Genomic DNA, 17,171 nt, shown 5'->3' with positions numbered 1-17,171 from the left:
TAAATCACCATTTATTTTACTTATAAGTGCTATGCTACACACTCTTTAGCTACAAACTTTACTCTCTACATAATCATCTCCTGATCTTAGTACAGCAAACACCACTCTTGCCAACTTATTAGCTATGGCAACTGTCGTTTTATTATGGCTACTTCGCTCAGATAAATTAAACATCCATTTCGTAAATTGGCTAAAATCTTTTTTAGATTTCTGTTCTTCCGATGTAAATCTTATCTTGGCATTTAGTACAGCTCTAGCCCCTTGAATTAATAAAGTGCGTAAGTATACATCACCTCGCTTGCTAATTCCCAGCAGCTTATCCTTCCCACCACTTGAATGTTGTCTTGGCACTAATCCTAGCCATGCCGATAATTGCCTGCCATTCTCAAAACTTGTAGCATTACCTATTGATGCTATTAAAGCAGTAGCAGTAATTAAACCAAGACCAGGTATAGCTCTTAATCGTTGATATTGAGTTAGGTTACTTGCTATCATTGTTAATCGTTTTTCTATCTCTTTTATTTTTCTGTTATTATCTAAGAATTCTTCTTTTAGTTCACTAAATGTTTGATAACTTAACTGGCTTAATTTCCCTGCATCTAAAATCTCAATTAATTTTGTGATAACCTTATTAATGCCTTGAGGAACAATAAAACCAAACTCATGTAGTAGCCCCCTAATTTCATTAGCAAGTGCTGTACGATTTTTTACCAATCTCTCTCTTACCCTATGTATTGATAAAATTTCTTGTTGCTCTATAGTTTTAATTGCAACAAATCTCATATTAGGTCTTGTCACGGCTTCACATATCGCTTCAGCATCTGCTTGATCATTTTTATTAGTTTTAACATATGGTTTGACAAATTGCGGTGCCATTAGTTTTACTTCATGCCCTAATTTAGTTATTTCTCTTGCCCAATAACTAGAACCACCACAAGCTTCCATCCCTACTAAACATTGTGGTAAATTAGCCATAAATGTCAAAACCTGATCTCTCATCAATTTTTTCTTTAATACTGTCTTGCCATTTTTATCTACACCATGAATTTGAAAAATTCTTTTTGCAATATCTATACCAATTGTAGTAACCTCCATATGGACCTCCTTAATTGTTGTTTTAATATGTTAAATATTAACCCTAGAAGATTAGCAACTGCTTTTCATTCTCTATATCAGGAGGTCCATACCATTAGTCCATTATACCTTCTCTTGCACACATATAAACTTTCTGAGAAAACCTTCTTTACAGGTTAATCTGTAGTTGTATTACAGATGCATGTTCCTTATAGGATTTTTGAGTTCTATAATTGTAAGCTAATTGTAGCTTTACGTTTCTTCTTTGAGCAATTAACCCGGCTCCTACATTATATTTATTCCTAACAGCTCTTGGTAGTTTAACACGCACGTCTCCTTTTATCACTGCTCCTTGAGTAATACTTGCTATTAATATTTTACGATCGTTCGTTATTCTTCTCTCTAAACATGCATGCATGGTTGGGGTTAACTGCACAGATGAACCAAACTCAATAGGATTGAAGATTACCTTGATACCAAAGTCTGAGCTTAAGATTCTCTCATGCTTGTGATTTACAAGAATTGTTTGTTCTGCTTGCTTTTGTCCTTTATCAACTCCTCCACGTAAGTAGTTGTATCTCAGGCCTATTGTAGGTAATAACTGCATACCATTACTAAAGCTATGGCGGTAAGTTAGATTGCTCTCTAAGATGATATTATCGACATATAACTCCTTTTTATTCTCACCTACAATCTTAGATTTAATAGTGCTTGATGCTGCAGACCCTACTAACTGAAAATAGAAATTGCGTTGCAAACCATGCTGAGAATAGATGCTTAAAATATGCGAGTTAATACGGCTCTTGCCCTTTAAACTATTAAACTTCAGATTTGCCTTAGCATTGCTATAAGCAATACCCAAGATGCTACTGTCTCCTAACGCTATATCTCCGCCGATAGTCATAACTGCCATTCTGCTTTTATATGGCAAGTGATTACTGAAGTTTCCTTGCTTTGAGATAGAGTAACCAGCACTTGTCCATATTCCAGTACTGCCTTGCTTATTCTCATCCCCTGCTGCTATCGGCATAAAATCATCATTCAATAGTCTGTTCTTGATAATATTATGAGGCATGGCATAACTTGCACTTGCTACATCTATTATTGCCTTCAGATGATGCATTTCAACTGCAGCCTTCTTATTTATATTATGAATTTCATTGTTTAATGCTACTGGCTTTGTCTCATCTACACCTTCTGACAATCCTTCTGTGTTTATTACAGTATTAATAGATGTGGTGGGTGAATCCTTAGAGGAATCATCTATTGCCACTTCTTCACTGTCAGTTGTAGATATTCTATTTGTATCCTCGGTCTCTTCGGCAAACTCTTGATCTTCAAACTCCCAGTTTTCTATAATCTCATCAGATAAGTCGTTTTCTAGTACCAATAAATCTTCTGTGCTAGACTGATCTTTAGTCTCTATTAAATTAATATGCTCTAATGATCTTTTTTTTGCTCTAATATTTGAACAAGAACCCTCTACTAATTCATCAGCCATACTTAAGCATTTATGATTTTGTTGACTACTAGTCTCTTCTTTCAATACATTAGGATCAAATACTAATTTTCTCACGACATTTTTTGTATTCTCATCATTGTTCTTATCAGCACTTGCTAATTCATCCTTTAAATTACCCTCAAGCTTCTTGTCTGTTGGATTAAGAGTGGAAGTATATAATAAGTGATGTATATTTGGGTGTTCTATAATATATGAAGCACTACTTCGTGTATTATTATCTACTTCATAATAATCTGATGATGAGGGTGTATTGAATACTTGTACGTAATCAACATTATGCACTTGAGATATATCAGATATACTATGTGGTGATTCTGCTGTTGAATTAGGAGTGGAAGTTAATAAGCGACGTATGTTTGGGTCTTCTATAGTATATGAAGCACTACTTCGTATATTATTATCTACTTCATGATGATCTGATGATGAGGGTGTATTAGATACTTGTACGTGACCAACATCATGCACTTCAGATATAGTGTGAGTTAGACTATTAAGATTATGATTATCTGATACAGACGCCAAATCTGAATTGGAGCTTTGTGTAAGTGTTACTGGGGAATGGCGTTCTAATGGTAATGCAATACTAACCTCTTGTTGAGTATCAGAAGTGACATTATGATTATTACGGCGAACAGTGAGTTCGTATTCTATATTCTTAAATTCATTCTGCAAAATATTAAGATTTTTATTATACTCTATTGAGATCTCATCCTGTTTTATAAGATAGTTAAGATTTTCATGTAATTGTGCTATCTGATCCTGATACTGTAATACTTTATCATAATTGTTCACACCATGTTCTTGTTCTTTTTGCAATAGTGTGCTTATTGCAGTAATATTATTCATGATATCCGTTGACTGAGTTTGTCTATTTTCACGTACGGTTGGACCTCCTATTTTTGCTCTTAGTTCCTTTATTTCATTCCTCTTGCTATAAAACGCTTCTCGTAAATTGTCATCACTTAACTCTTGATAATTTACAGCTATGCTAGCCTTTACGATTCCAATTGTCATCAATAGTATAACGATATATTTTATATATTGTTTTAACATAAGTTAACCATCACTATGTTTGGATTTGTCACATCTATTGCTAAGAGCCTGTCTTGAAAAACTATAGCTTAATGCGGTAAGGTAGTGACTTTTTTAAGAACATAGTAAACAGCATCATAGAATGTTTCAAAATCTCCTGCAACTTTCCTAATTTCATTCTTGATTTTAAACCAGTAATGCTCAATAGGATTTAAATCAGGAGAATAAGTTGGTAAAAATAAAATACTGCAACCAACAGATTCAATTAACGTTTTCACTTTTGTACTTTTATGAAAACTAAACAACCCTCAGCTATAAGCTGAGGGGTTATAAAGTGGAATCGATTAGAAATCGATCATCATTCACAGGTTCACCTTCCTGTTCATCAATATAGTGCTGTATCATTTCATCAGTTATATTACCTGAACTGACTGCCATATAGCCCCTAGCCCACAAATGATTGCCCCAAAATTGTTTTCGTAAATGAGTAAATTCTTGCAATAAAATTCTTGAGCTAATGCCTTTTAAATACTGTACTAACTTGCTAAGAGATATTTGCGGCTTATATGAGATAAACATATGTACGTGATCACATGATATTTTCCCTGAAATTATATGTACTTCATGTTCCATGCAAATCTGCCTCAGTAAATCTCTAGTCCTTTCCGATACTTTGCCTATCAATATTCTCTTCCTATATTTTGGTATCCATATAAGATGCACTTTTAAATCATACTGACTATGACTATTCTTTCTATAACTTCTCATATTTCTTGATATAAATTCATTGCTAAAGCAATTTCATTATATCTTCCCTTCGCCTAAAGGCGAGGGATTTTTGATCCCCGAAGGGGGACATTAATATTATCCATTACGACTATCTGACTAGGCTTTAATTCCTTGATCAATATCTCTTGTACATAAGTTTCAAAAATGTTCTTATTACATGTTCCATCAAATATTATCGGGGCAATCATATCTTTGACACACAGCCCAGCAATCATACTAATACGTGATTGATGTTGATAGACCTTTTCACCATAACATCTTTGACCGATAATGCTCCACCCGTGTTCTCTACAGCTATTATCTTCTATCCCAGACTCATCTATAAATACTAAATCTTGTTTATCTATAGTTTTTAGTTTCAATATAAACTCATTCCTTAGACCAATATCCCTTTTGGGATGAAGAAAAGTTTTTTTTATAACTATAACCTAATTTATTAAGCAATCTTGATATAGTACTTGCGGATACTTTTTGACTCCAGTTCTTAGCTAGCTCCATGGTGGTTTTATCAAAATTAAGTTCTATAAATTTTTTAAATCCCTCTATGTCTCTTAATTATTCTACGATGTCCTGTATGATAACCACTTTTTGCTTTGACATCGCCAGTTTGTTTCTTTACTTTTTTCCACTCTATTATAGTCTTCCTACTAATAGAGTATATCTCTGCAGTCTCTTTTATTCAGGAGTTTCGCACTTAGCAAAATTGTGTATTAGTTAGAAGCCATTTAATGTTGTTCTGAATTGATGTTTTTATAACTTCCCAAGTTTGTTGATATAAAGTAATGTTTTCATTTATCCTCCTTTTGTTCATATCAAGCCAGGCCAATACAGCAAGGCAAATATGATTTCTTTGAGCTCGACCCGTGCGTGCCTGACAGCATTCAATACCACAAGTTTGTTTCAATTCTCGATGATAAACTTCTATAGACCAACGCGCCTTAACAATTTTCTCTATTTGCTCACGTGTAGGATTCTCTAAATTAGTTGTTATGTAATCAATGCGACCATTTTTTGCCACAAACTTAAATACCGTAACCCAACCGTATCCACGTAGGTGAATTTTTAGCCCTTCATCGGGAATCTCTAAAGTTTCCAAGCTAACATTACGATTAACTTTTCTATTTTTTCTTAGGTTGGTAACCCATATCCAACCTAAATTACGTATATGTTTTAAATTATCCAAACCACTATACCAAGCATCCATAACTATAGCATCAGGCTTGATACCTCTTTCTTTAGCTAAAGTAAGCATATCACAAAAATGCTCGTTCTTTGTTTTACCATCAGTTTCTTTATCATATATTCTATAATCTACAGGAGTAGATTGATCAATTTGAGTATTGTAATGCAGTAAGTTTACCATTCCTATACCAGGTATAACATCATGTACAGCCCCAGAATATTGATAATTTACAAGCTCGATCCTCTTACTGTATTGCTTTGACAATAAGGTGTCATCTCCCACTAATAAACAAGGATCTTCCAGATCAATATATTTTGACACTTTGCTATAGATTTCGCTAGGGCGAAAATCCTTACTCTTTAACCATCGACTTGCAATATCGTGCGATAGATCTAATGGACTTACTTCAGATAATGCTTTGCTAGTATATCTTACACTACTTGCTTGTAAGAATGATTTATATAAATCTTTGCTACATTTTGATCTTGTCATTTTTATCTAAAACTATTTTTCTCTAGATTAGCATATTATTTGCTAAGTGCGAAACTCCTGTTATTGTTTTACCATCTGTTAAACTTTTTATTACTCGTATTCTTAAATCGATAGTGGACTAATGGTATGGACCTCCTGATATAGAGAATGAAAAGCAGTTGCTAATCTTCTAGGGTTAATATTTAACATATTAAAACAACAATTAAGGAGGTCCATATGGAGGTTACTACAATTGGTATAGATATTGCAAAAAGAATTTTTCAAATTCATGGTGTAGATAAAAATGGCAAGACAGTATTAAAGAAAAAATTGATGAGAGATCAGGTTTTGACATTTATGGCTAATTTACCACAATGTTTAGTAGGGATGGAAGCTTGTGGTGGTTCTAGTTATTGGGCAAGAGAAATAACTAAATTAGGGCATGAAGTAAAACTAATGGCACCGCAATTTGTCAAACCATATGTTAAAACTAATAAAAATGATCAAGCAGATGCTGAAGCGATATGTGAAGCCGTGACAAGACCTAATATGAGATTTGTTGCAATTAAAACTATAGAGCAACAAGAAATTTTATCAATACATAGGGTAAGAGAGAGATTGGTAAAAAATCGTACAGCACTTGCTAATGAAATTAGGGGGCTACTACATGAGTTTGGTTTTATTGTTCCTCAAGGCATTAATAAGGTTATCACAAAATTAATTGAGATTTTAGATGCAGGGAAATTAAGCCAGTTAAGTTATCAAACATTTAGTGAACTAAAAGAAGAATTCTTAGATAATAACAGAAAAATAAAAGAGATAGAAAAACGATTAACAATGATAGCAAGTAACCTAACTCAATATCAACGATTAAGAGCTATACCTGGTCTTGGTTTAATTACTGCTACTGCTTTAATAGCATCAATAGGTAATGCTACAAGTTTTGAGAATGGCAGGCAATTATCGGCATGGCTAGGATTAGTGCCAAGACAACATTCAAGTGGTGGGAAGGATAAGCTGCTGGGAATTAGCAAGCGAGGTGATGTATACTTACGCACTTTATTAATTCAAGGGGCTAGAGCTGTACTAAATGCCAAGATAAGATTTACATCGGAAGAACAGAAATCTAAAAAAGATTTTAGCCAATTTACGAAATGGATGTTTAATTTATCTGAGCGAAGTAGCCATAATAAAACGACAGTTGCCATAGCTAATAAGTTGGCAAGAGTGGTGTTTGCTGTACTAAGATCAGGAGATGATTATGTAGAGAGTAAAGTTTGTAGCTAAAGAGTGTGTAGCATAGCACTTATAAGTAAAATAAATGGTGATTTATATAATGAATAGGTAAAAGCAAAACAATATGTAAGAGATTCCAACCCGAAATATGCTTGAGATAATTAATATTGATGGTAAATAAGACAAACCTTAGCTTACAAAAAAACTGCGTTTTTCAGTGGCTCTTTTAGAAGCCGATGGACTGATAAGTATATAGTTTGTAAGCCAGCGAATTCCATCAGGGCTGTAGAATAAATTAGGTTGATTTATCAGCTATAAGCCGGATACATGACTGCATTTGTTTGTTTTTATTATTGATGTTATTTTTTTCTTGCATTCTACAGGAGGTCCATACATGAAAAATCAAGACAAAAAAATGAGTAGTATGTTTTCCTAATTTTTCGATTATCAGGCAGCCATTTGCTGATAATTTTGCATATAATTCAGATATACATTCATAGGCTTTTTATAACCAATACTTGCATGAAATCTGTGATAATTATATTTATTCAGATAATGATCAATCCCCTCTTTTAACTCTTTAACATTGTTAAAATCATTAATAAAGATACAATTATATTTTAAAGTTCTAAAAAACCTTTCTATTACTATATTATCAATACTTCTACCTTTGCCATTCATTGAAATTTGGATATCATGCTCCTTGAGAATATTTATGTGGTCATAACTGGTATATTGGCTACCTTGATCACTATTAAATATCTGTGGAGCGTTATACTTACTGAGAGCTTGTTTCAAGACATCAGTTACAAGAGATGCATCCATAGCATTTGACAGTTTATAGCTCAATATGGCCTTGCTATGCCAATCTATAATAGCTGCCATATACATAAAGCCACCATTAGTTCTAATGTAAGTAATGTCACCACTCCAAACCTCATTCACATTAGGCACATACACTTGCTTTGTTGAGCCAGATTTAGTCCAATATTGATCAAGTAAGTAGCTATAGATCTTATGCTCACTATCGTTTCGAGAAGTAGATTTTTTCTTATGTGGGTAAATAGCTTCTATACCCATCATCCTCATATATTTCAGTACTCGATCTTTACCGACAATAAACCCATCTTCTAGTAACTGTTGATGAATATAGCGATAACCAAATTCAGGATTATCTGTATATATTTCATCTATTCTATTTAAAATACTTAATTTATTTATACTCATCTCCTTGGATTTATAGTAGGCTGTAGATCGACTAATCTTTAATAGTTCACACTGTCTTGATTTTGAGAGTTGATTTAGCTTGGAGTGTACAAGACTCTTTTTATTTGATAAATCCAAGCTTTTGAGCTTTCCCACGGCCCAGTCCCTCTCAACTGTGATTCTACCAAGAGCTTTAGCAAGTTCATCATTTTGCTCTTGTAAATGATTTATTTGTTCTTGATATTCACTCAAAACTTTAGCTGGTTCAAAAGCTAATGCCGCATTACCTAAAAACTGTTTTTTCCAATTTTGAATTGTTTTAACACTTATTGCATATTTTGAAGCTAACTGACCAAGTGTCGACTCCTCTTTTATTAATTCTAATACTATCCCCGTTTTTTCTGAAGCACTGAAAATTTTTACTTTATTTTTCTTCATCTTTCCTCTTATAGCTAACACGGAAATGTTTCTACCACAGATTAGGAAAAACTTAGGCATTGATCAATAATTTTACGTAAACAGTTTTTAAAGTTAGTCCAGCAATGTTTAATAGGATTTAGATCTGGTGAATATGTGAGTAAATACAAAAACTATGGTAAAAACCTTTCCGCGTTAGCTATACATTTAAGCAAGCAGTGAATCAACATCTGCTATTACGTGGATCACGTAATTTTGTTGATTTAAAAGCTTATGAATTATTCCTTACACAAATTAAAGAAAAGCGAAATAGCTGTAGAAAAGAAAAATTAGCTGAAGAATTAGTTCATTTAAAAGAGTTACCAATCAGGAAATGGAATGCACCTACAATATTATCAGTACGTGTTAATCCAAGCAGTACAGTTAGTATTTTATCTGTAGCTTATTCTGTGCCTAGTCGCTTAATAGGTTATACTTTAAAAGCTTATATTTATTCTGAAGAAATAGAGCTTTACTATGGTAACAAATGTTTACAAAAAATGTCTAGAATCAGCAATGGCTATGTTATTGATTATAGACATATTATTGATAGTTTAGTACGTAAACCTGGAGCATTTGTTCAATATCAATATTATGAAGCTTTATTCCCACGTGCTATATTTCGTCAGGTATATGACCAGCTTATCTCTATATATCCATATAAAGGGCATAAAATATATCTTAAAATATTACAATTAGCAAAAATGTATGGAGAATTGAATGTAGTTACTGCATTAGAAGTGCTATTAGAAAAGAAGATTGAGCCAATAATTGATCATATTACAGATTTACTAAATAGCCAAACTCAAACTGTTTGTTCAGTAAAAATTAATCAACCAATACTGTCTGAATATGATCAATTACATTGCTTTAAAACAATGGAGGTTGCATGAGTAAACAGATAATAACTCCGCAACCGCTAAATAATTTACTCAAGAACCTTTGCTTACCTACTTTTGCATCGTGCTATAAATCAGTTGCAGAAAGCTTTGAGCAAGAAAAGAAAACATATATAGATTATCTACAGGAGTTAGCCATACGTGAGTTAGAACATAGACAACAACAACGTATTGCCAGATTGCTGAAGCAAGCAAAACTCTCTCGAGATAAGTTATTAAGCAACTTTGATATTAAGCGTATCCCAGGATTATCGCCAACTAAGATCCAATATCTTGCACAAGGAGAATTTATGGATCGCTATGAAAATATACTTATTTTTGGTAATCCTGGCACTGGCAAAAGTCATCTTAGTATAGGTTTAGCACGTGAGTGGTGTCTTGCTGGTAGACGTGTATTATATACAACAGCAGCTAATTTGGTTCAACAATTACTAGAAGCAAAGCTTAGTTTAAAACTTAAGCAAATTATTAAAAAATTCGATTATTTTGAAATATTCAGGAGTTTCGCACTTAGCAAAATTGTGTATTAGTTAGAAGCCATTTAATGTTGTTCTGAATTGATGTTTTTATAACTTCCCAAGTTTGTTGATATAAAGTAATGTTTTCATTTATCCTCCTTTTGTTCATATCAAGCCAGGCCAATACAGCAAGGCAAATATGATTTCTTTGAGCTCGACCCGTGCGTGCCTGACAGCATTCAATACCACAAGTTTGTTTCAATTCTCGATGATAAACTTCTATAGACCAACGCGCCTTAACAATTTTCTCTATTTGCTCACGTGTAGGATTCTCTAAATTAGTTGTTATGTAATCAATGCGACCATTTTTTGCCACAAACTTAAATACCGTAACCCAACCGTATCCACGTAGGTGAATTTTTAGCCCTTCATCGGGAATCTCTAAAGTTTCCAAGCTAACATTACGATTAACTTTTCTATTTTTTCTTAGGTTGGTAACCCATATCCAACCTAAATTACGTATATGTTTTAAATTATCCAAACCACTATACCAAGCATCCATAACTATAGCATCAGGCTTGATACCTCTTTCTTTAGCTAAAGTAAGCATATCACAAAAATGCTCGTTCTTTGTTTTACCATCAGTTTCTTTATCATATATTCTATAATCTACAGGAGTAGATTGATCAATTTGAGTATTGTAATGCAGTAAGTTTACCATTCCTATACCAGGTATAACATCATGTACAGCCCCAGAATATTGATAATTTACAAGCTCGATCCTCTTACTGTATTGCTTTGACAATAAGGTGTCATCTCCCACTAATAAACAAGGATCTTCCAGATCAATATATTTTGACACTTTGCTATAGATTTCGCTAGGGCGAAAATCCTTACTCTTTAACCATCGACTTGCACTATCGTGCGATAGATCTAATGGACTTACTTCAGATAATGCTTTGCTAGTATATCTTACACTACTTGCTTGTAAGAATGATTTATATAAATCTTTGCTACATTTTGATCTTGTCATTTTTATCTAAAACTATTTTTCTCTAGATTAGCATATTATTTGCTAAGTGCGAAACTCCTGATATTGATAATTGATGATATATCATATGTACCATATAATCGTGAAGAAACTGATGTTTTATTTACCTTATTAGCTGAACGTTATGAAATGCGTAGTGTATTAATTACTAGCAATTTAGTTTTTGCAAAATGGAATACTATTTTTAAAGATGAAATGACTACGTCAGCAGTTATTGACAGATTGGTTCACCATTCTTCAATTCTTGAACTCAATACTGAAAGTTATAGAATCGCTACAGCTAAAGGCAAAAAATTAACTATAAAATCGGAGGATAATAATGTAACACTTTAGACAATATTTTTTACTCAAAAATGGGTAATTTTAATATTCGTCATGGGTAATTCTAATGTTCGTTCATCAGGCTTAGACCAAAAGATAATATCCTTATATGCGAAGGGTATGAGTGTGTCTGATATTAAAACACAATTGCAAGAATTATATGGAGCTGAGATCAGTGAGAGCCTAATCAGCAGGATTACAGATGAAGTAATAGATGAGGTCAAGATTTGGCAGAGTAGACCTCTTGAATCAGTATACCCTATAGTATATTTTGACTGTTTAGTAGTGAAAGTAAGGCAAGATAAACTTATTAATGATGCTCCTCGCAGCAGAGCTACGAGGTATCTAAAAAAGTTTTAGTTGTTTCTTATGATATCACGAAGCAGAGCTTCGGGGAATTAAACCCTGAGAGATTAATAAATCAGTATATGTAGCTTTAGGAATAGATTTATCTGGCAGAAAGGATATTTTAGGCTTATGGATAAGTGAGAATGAAGGAGCTAAATTTTGGCTTGGTAATTTTACTGAAATGAAGAATCGAGGAGTAAAAGATATCTTAATTGCTTGTAGTGATAATCTAACTGGTATGTCTGATGCTATTGCATCAGTATATCCGAAAACTGAACATCAAATTTGTATTGTCGGAAAGTTCTATAATTAATTAAGCCAGATATAATCAATTTTTAATCTCTCAGGGTTTAATTCCCCGAAGCTCTGCTTCGTGATATCATAAGAAACAACTAAAACTTTTTTAGATACCTCGTAGCTCTGCTGCGAGGAGCATCATTAATAAGTTTATCTTGTCTTACTTTCACTACTAAACAGTCAAAATATACTATAGGGTATACTGATTCAAGAGGTCTACTCTGCCAAATCTTGACCTCATCTATTACTTCATCTGTAATCCTGCTGATTAGGCTCTCACTGATCTCAGCTCCATATAATTCTTGCAATTGTGTTTTAATATCAGACACACTCATACCCTTCGCATATAAGGATATTATCTTTTGGTCTAAGCCATCTATTCTTGTTTGTTTCTTTGAGACTATTATAGGTTCAAATTTACCTTGTCTGTCTCTTGGAACATTTAGCTCTATAGTACCATTCTCACTAATCAGATTCTTACTAAAACTACCATTCCTCGCATTCTCAGTTTCAGCTCTATCATACTTGCTATAACCTAAATGTTCTGACATCTCAGCATGCAGTGCTCGCTCTAAAATACCCTTGGTTAATTCCTTAATTAATCCATTCTGACTTAGTACTGTTTTTAAATCTACTCCGCCTTCTATCAGCAAATCTATTGCTTCATTTATTTTTTTATTCTTCAGGAGTTTCGCACTTAGCAAAATTGTGTATTAGTTAGAAGCCATTTAATGTTGTTCTGAATTGATGTTTTTATAACTTCCCAAGTTTGTTGATATAAAGTAATGTTTTCATTTATCCTCCTTTTGTTCATATCAAGCCAGGCCAATACAGCAAGGCAAATATGATTTCTTTGAGCTCGACCCGTGCGTGCCTGACAGCATTCAATACCACAAGTTTGTTTCAATTCTCGATGATAAACTTCTATAGACCAACGCGCCTTAACAATTTTCTCTATTTGCTCACGTGTAGGATTCTCTAAATTAGTTGTTATGTAATCAATGCGACCATTTTTTGCCACAAACTTAAATACCGTAACCCAACCGTATCCACGTAGGTGAATTTTTAGCCCTTCATCGGGAATCTCTAAAGTTTCCAAGCTAACATTACGATTAACTTTTCTATTTTTTCTTAGGTTGGTAACCCATATCCAACCTAAATTACGTATATGTTTTAAATTATCCAAACCACTATACCAAGCATCCATAACTATAGCATCAGGCTTGATACCTCTTTCTTTAGCTAAAGTAAGCATATCACGAAAATGCTCGTTCTTTGTTTTACCATCAGTTTCTTTATCATATATTCTATAATCTACAGGAGTAGATTGATCAATTTGAGTATTGTAATGCAGTAAGTTTACCATTCCTATACCAGGTATAACATCATGTACAGCCCCAGAATATTGATAATTTACAAGCTCGATCCTCTTACTGTATTGCTTTGACAATAAGGTGTCATCTCCCACTAATAAACAAGGATCTTCCAGATCAATATATTTTGACACTTTGCTATAGATTTCGCTAGGGCGAAAATCCTTACTCTTTAACCATCGACTTGCACTATCGTGCGATAGATCTAATGGACTTACTTCAGATAATGCTTTGCTAGTATATCTTACACTACTTGCTTGTAAGAATGATTTATATAAATCTTTGCTACATTTTGATCTTGTCATTTTTATCTAAAACTATTTTTCTCTAGATTAGCATATTATTTGCTAAGTGCGAAACTCCTGTTCTTCTCTATTTGCATTTCTGTTACCTATATTTTTAATTACTTCTAATATAGGCTCAACAAAAATTTACACAATCATTGCAAAAGACTCTTTAATATTCGTCATGGGATAGTGGACTAATGGTATGGACCTCCTGATATAGAGAATGAAAAGCAGTTGCTAATCTTCTAGGGTTAATATTTAACATATTAAAACAACAATTAAGGAGGTCCATATGGAGGTTACTACAATTGGTATAGATATTGCAAAAAGAATTTTTCAAATTCATGGTGTAGATAAAAATGGCAAGACAGTATTAAAGAAAAAATTGATGAGAGATCAGGTTTTGACATTTATGGCTAATTTACCACAATGTTTAGTAGGGATGGAAGCTTGTGGTGGTTCTAGTTATTGGGCAAGAGAAATAACTAAATTAGGGCATGAAGTAAAACTAATGGCACCGCAATTTGTCAAACCATATGTTAAAACTAATAAAAATGATCAAGCAGATGCTGAAGCGATATGTGAAGCCGTGACAAGACCTAATATGAGATTTGTTGCAATTAAAACTATAGAGCAACAAGAAATTTTATCAATACATAGGGTAAGAGAGAGATTGGTAAAAAATCGTACAGCACTTGCTAATGAAATTAGGGGGCTACTACATGAGTTTGGTTTTATTGTTCCTCAAGGCATTAATAAGGTTATCACAAAATTAATTGAGATTTTAGATGCAGGGAAATTAAGCCAGTTAAGTTATCAAACATTTAGTGAACTAAAAGAAGAATTCTTAGATAATAACAGAAAAATAAAAGAGATAGAAAAACGATTAACAATGATAGCAAGTAACCTAACTCAATATCAACGATTAAGAGCTATACCTGGTCTTGGTTTAATTACTGCTACTGCTTTAATAGCATCAATAGGTAATGCTACAAGTTTTGAGAATGGCAGGCAATTATCGGCATGGCTAGGATTAGTGCCAAGACAACATTCAAGTGGTGGGAAGGATAAGCTGCTGGGAATTAGCAAGCGAGGTGATGTATACTTACGCACTTTATTAATTCAAGGGGCTAGAGCTGTACTAAATGCCAAGATAAGATTTACATCGGAAGAACAGAAATCTAAAAAAGATTTTAGCCAATTTACGAAATGGATGTTTAATTTATCTGAGCGAAGTAGCCATAATAAAACGACAGTTGCCATAGCTAATAAGTTGGCAAGAGTGGTGTTTGCTGTACTAAGATCAGGAGATGATTATGTAGAGAGTAAAGTTTGTAGCTAAAGAGTGTGTAGCATAGCACTTATAAGTAAAATAAATGGTGATTTATATAATGAATAGGTAAAAGCAAAACAATATGTAAGAGATTCCAACCCGAAATATGCTTGAGATAATTAATATTGATGGTAAATAAGACAAACCTTAGCTTACAAAAAAACTGCGTTTTTCAGTGGCTCTTTTAGAAGCCGATGGACTGATAAGTATATAGTTTGTAAGCCAGCGAATTCCATCAGGGCTGTAGAATAAATTAGGTTGATTTATCAGCTATAAGCCGGATACATGACTGCATTTGTTTGTTTTTATTATTGATGTTATTTTTTTCTTGCATTCTACAGGAGGTCCATACATGAAAAATCAAGACAAAAAAATGAGTAGTATGTTTTCCTAATTTTTCGATTATCAGGCAGCAATTTGCTGATAATTTTGCATATAATTCAGATATACATTCATAGGCTTTTTATAACCAATACTTGAATGAAATCTGTGATAATTATATTTATTCAGATAATGATCAATCCCCTCTTTTAACTCTTTAACATTGTTAAAATCATTAATAAAGATACAATTATATTTTAAAGTTCTAAAAAACCTTTCTATTACTATATTATCAATACTTCTACCTTTGCCATTCATTGAAATTTGGATATCATGCTCCTTGAGAATATTTATGTGGTCATAACTGGTATATTGGCTACCTTGATCACTATTAAATATCTGTGGAGCGTTATACTTACTGAGAGCTTGTTTCAAGACATCAGTTACAAGAGATGCATCCATAGAATTTGACAGTTTATAGCTCAATATGGCCTTGCTATGCCAATCTATAATAGCTGCCATATACATAAAGCCACCATTAGTTCTAATGTAAGTAATGTCACCACTCCAAACCTCATTCACATTAGGCACATACACTTGCTTTGTTGAGCCAGATTTAGTCCAATATTGATCAAGTAAGTAGCTATAGATCTTATGCTCACTATCGTTTCGAGAAGTAGATTTTTTCTTATGTGGGTAAATAGCTTCTATACCCATCATCCTCATATATTTCAGTACTCGATCTTTACCGACAATAAAACCATCTTCTAGTAACTGTTGATGAATATAGCGATAACCAAATTCAGGATTATCTGTATATATTTCATCTATTCTATTTAAAATACTTAATTTATTTATACTCATCTCCTTGGATTTATAGTAGGCTGTAGATCGACTAATCTTTAATAGTTCACACTGTCTTGATTTTGAGAGTTGATTTAGCTTGGAGTGTACAAGACTCTTTTTATTTGATAAATCCAAGCTTTTGAGCTTTCCCACGGCCCAGTCCCTCTCAACTGTGATTCTACCAAGAGCTTTAGCAAGTTCATCATTTTGCTCTTGTAAATGATTTATTTGTTCTTGATATTCACTCAAAACTTTAGCTGGTTCAAAAGCTAATGCCGCATTACCTAAAAACTGTTTTTTCCAATTTTGAATTGTTTTAACACTTATTGCATATTTTGAAGCTAACTGACCAAGTGTCGACTCCTCTTTTATTAATTCTAATACTATCCCCGTTTTTTCTGAAGCACTGAAAATTTTTACTTTATTTTTCTTCATCTTTCCTCTTAAGTTTATTGCTATTTATTCTAACTTATTGCGGAAACACACTCCTTCATTTTTTTGTCCAATTTTTTCATGTATGGACCTCCTGTAGAATGCAAGAAAAAAATAACATCAATAATAAAAACAAACAAATGCAGTCATGTATCCGGCTTATAGCTGATAAATCAACCTAATTTATTCTACAGCCCTGATGGAATTCGCTGGCTTACAAACTATATACTTATCAG

14 protein-coding genes and 3 pseudogenes are annotated in these 17,171 nt (G+C 33.1%); 6 read left to right on the top strand and 11 right to left on the bottom strand.

Annotated elements, in window-relative coordinates; all coding sequences use genetic code 11:
• Window positions 1-45: 45 nt before the first annotated feature.
• The 6 genes and pseudogenes from AAHI98_RS03280 to AAHI98_RS03255 all read right to left on the bottom strand — a co-directional run bounded on the left by AAHI98_RS03280 (window position 46) and on the right by AAHI98_RS03255 (window position 6,092).
• Window positions 46-1,095 (bottom strand): IS110 family RNA-guided transposase, encoded by a 1,050-nt coding sequence (locus tag AAHI98_RS03280; protein WP_342224642.1) that lies wholly within the window; start codon window positions 1,093-1,095, stop codon window positions 46-48.
• Window positions 1,096-1,243: 148 nt separating this feature from the next.
• Window positions 1,244-3,649, bottom strand: a complete 2,406-nt coding sequence (locus AAHI98_RS03275; RefSeq protein WP_342225042.1) for an autotransporter outer membrane beta-barrel domain-containing protein — start codon at window positions 3,647-3,649, stop codon at window positions 1,244-1,246.
• Window positions 3,650-3,717: 68 nt separating this feature from the next.
• A pseudogene (locus AAHI98_RS03270) lies at window positions 3,718-3,927 on the bottom strand (transposase); the annotation flags it as partial.
• A 28-nt stretch (window positions 3,928-3,955) separates the two neighbouring features.
• Complete coding sequence (gene tnpA / locus AAHI98_RS03265; protein ID WP_095568239.1) at window positions 3,956-4,396, bottom strand: IS200/IS605 family transposase; 441 nt, start codon at window positions 4,394-4,396, stop codon at window positions 3,956-3,958.
• A gap of 53 nt (window positions 4,397-4,449) precedes the next feature.
• On the bottom strand, window positions 4,450-4,779 hold the full coding sequence (locus tag AAHI98_RS03260) for a transposase (protein WP_342225041.1): 330 nt from the start codon (window positions 4,777-4,779) through the stop codon (window positions 4,450-4,452).
• Window positions 4,780-5,111: 332 nt separating this feature from the next.
• Window positions 5,112-6,092 (bottom strand): IS701 family transposase, encoded by a 981-nt coding sequence (locus tag AAHI98_RS03255; protein WP_342225040.1) that lies wholly within the window; start codon window positions 6,090-6,092, stop codon window positions 5,112-5,114.
• A 216-nt stretch (window positions 6,093-6,308) separates the two neighbouring features.
• On the opposite strand from AAHI98_RS03255, the gene AAHI98_RS03250 reads away from it, so the two are divergent.
• Window positions 6,309-7,358, top strand: coding sequence for an IS110 family RNA-guided transposase (locus AAHI98_RS03250; protein WP_342224642.1), 1,050 nt, complete (start codon window positions 6,309-6,311; stop codon window positions 7,356-7,358).
• Window positions 7,359-7,754: 396 nt separating this feature from the next.
• Here the strand turns inward: AAHI98_RS03250 and AAHI98_RS03245 are convergent, their stop codons facing one another.
• The gene (locus tag AAHI98_RS03245) at window positions 7,755-8,951 is read right to left on the bottom strand and encodes an IS3 family transposase (RefSeq protein ID WP_342225039.1); all 1,197 of its coding nucleotides are present in this window, start codon (window positions 8,949-8,951) and stop codon (window positions 7,755-7,757) included.
• 197 nt (window positions 8,952-9,148) lie between these two features.
• On the opposite strand from AAHI98_RS03245, the gene AAHI98_RS03240 reads away from it, so the two are divergent.
• Window positions 9,149-9,862: a Mu transposase domain-containing protein gene (locus AAHI98_RS03240; protein ID WP_342224780.1), complete on the top strand. Its 714-nt coding sequence runs from the start codon at window positions 9,149-9,151 to the stop codon at window positions 9,860-9,862.
• On the top strand, window positions 9,859-10,398 hold the full coding sequence (locus AAHI98_RS03235; protein ID WP_342225038.1) for an ATP-binding protein: 540 nt from the start codon (window positions 9,859-9,861) through the stop codon (window positions 10,396-10,398). Before AAHI98_RS03240 ends, AAHI98_RS03235 begins: the two co-directional genes overlap by 4 nt.
• On the opposite strand, the gene AAHI98_RS03230 is transcribed toward AAHI98_RS03235, so the two are convergent.
• Window positions 10,379-11,359, bottom strand: a complete 981-nt coding sequence (locus AAHI98_RS03230; protein ID WP_342224656.1) for an IS701 family transposase — start codon at window positions 11,357-11,359, stop codon at window positions 10,379-10,381. The genes AAHI98_RS03235 and AAHI98_RS03230 overlap by 20 nt on opposite strands.
• 39 nt (window positions 11,360-11,398) lie before the next feature.
• Between AAHI98_RS03230 and AAHI98_RS03225 the strand changes: the two genes are divergently transcribed.
• Together AAHI98_RS03225 and AAHI98_RS03220 are read left to right on the top strand one after the other, a co-directional pair.
• Window positions 11,399-11,710 carry an ATP-binding protein gene (locus tag AAHI98_RS03225; RefSeq protein ID WP_342225037.1) on the top strand — a complete coding sequence of 104 codons (312 nt, stop codon included), beginning with the start codon at window positions 11,399-11,401 and terminating at the stop codon, window positions 11,708-11,710.
• Between the two features lie 60 nt (window positions 11,711-11,770).
• Window positions 11,771-12,341 (top strand): annotated as a pseudogene (locus tag AAHI98_RS03220) (transposase); the annotation flags it as partial.
• A 145-nt stretch (window positions 12,342-12,486) separates the two neighbouring features.
• Here AAHI98_RS03220 and AAHI98_RS03215 read toward each other — a convergent pair.
• Window positions 12,487-13,002 (bottom strand): annotated as a pseudogene (locus tag AAHI98_RS03215) (IS256 family transposase); the annotation flags it as partial.
• 38 nt (window positions 13,003-13,040) lie between these two features.
• Entirely contained in the window at window positions 13,041-14,021 is a 981-nt protein-coding gene (locus tag AAHI98_RS03210) for an IS701 family transposase (RefSeq protein WP_342224689.1), read from the bottom strand.
• A 274-nt stretch (window positions 14,022-14,295) separates the two neighbouring features.
• On the opposite strand from AAHI98_RS03210, the gene AAHI98_RS03205 reads away from it, so the two are divergent.
• Window positions 14,296-15,345, top strand: coding sequence for an IS110 family RNA-guided transposase (locus AAHI98_RS03205; RefSeq protein ID WP_342224642.1), 1,050 nt, complete (start codon window positions 14,296-14,298; stop codon window positions 15,343-15,345).
• 396 nt (window positions 15,346-15,741) lie between these two features.
• Here AAHI98_RS03205 and AAHI98_RS03200 read toward each other — a convergent pair whose 3' ends face one another.
• On the bottom strand, window positions 15,742-16,938 hold the full coding sequence (locus tag AAHI98_RS03200; protein ID WP_342224663.1) for an IS3 family transposase: 1,197 nt from the start codon (window positions 16,936-16,938) through the stop codon (window positions 15,742-15,744).
• Window positions 16,939-17,171 lie beyond the last annotated feature (233 nt).

Source organism: Rickettsia endosymbiont of Urophora cardui (assembly GCF_964030725.1).
In the GTDB taxonomy this organism is placed as follows: Bacteria; Pseudomonadota; Alphaproteobacteria; order Rickettsiales; family Rickettsiaceae; genus Rickettsia.
This window is presented reverse-complemented; position numbering and strand designations above follow the sequence as displayed.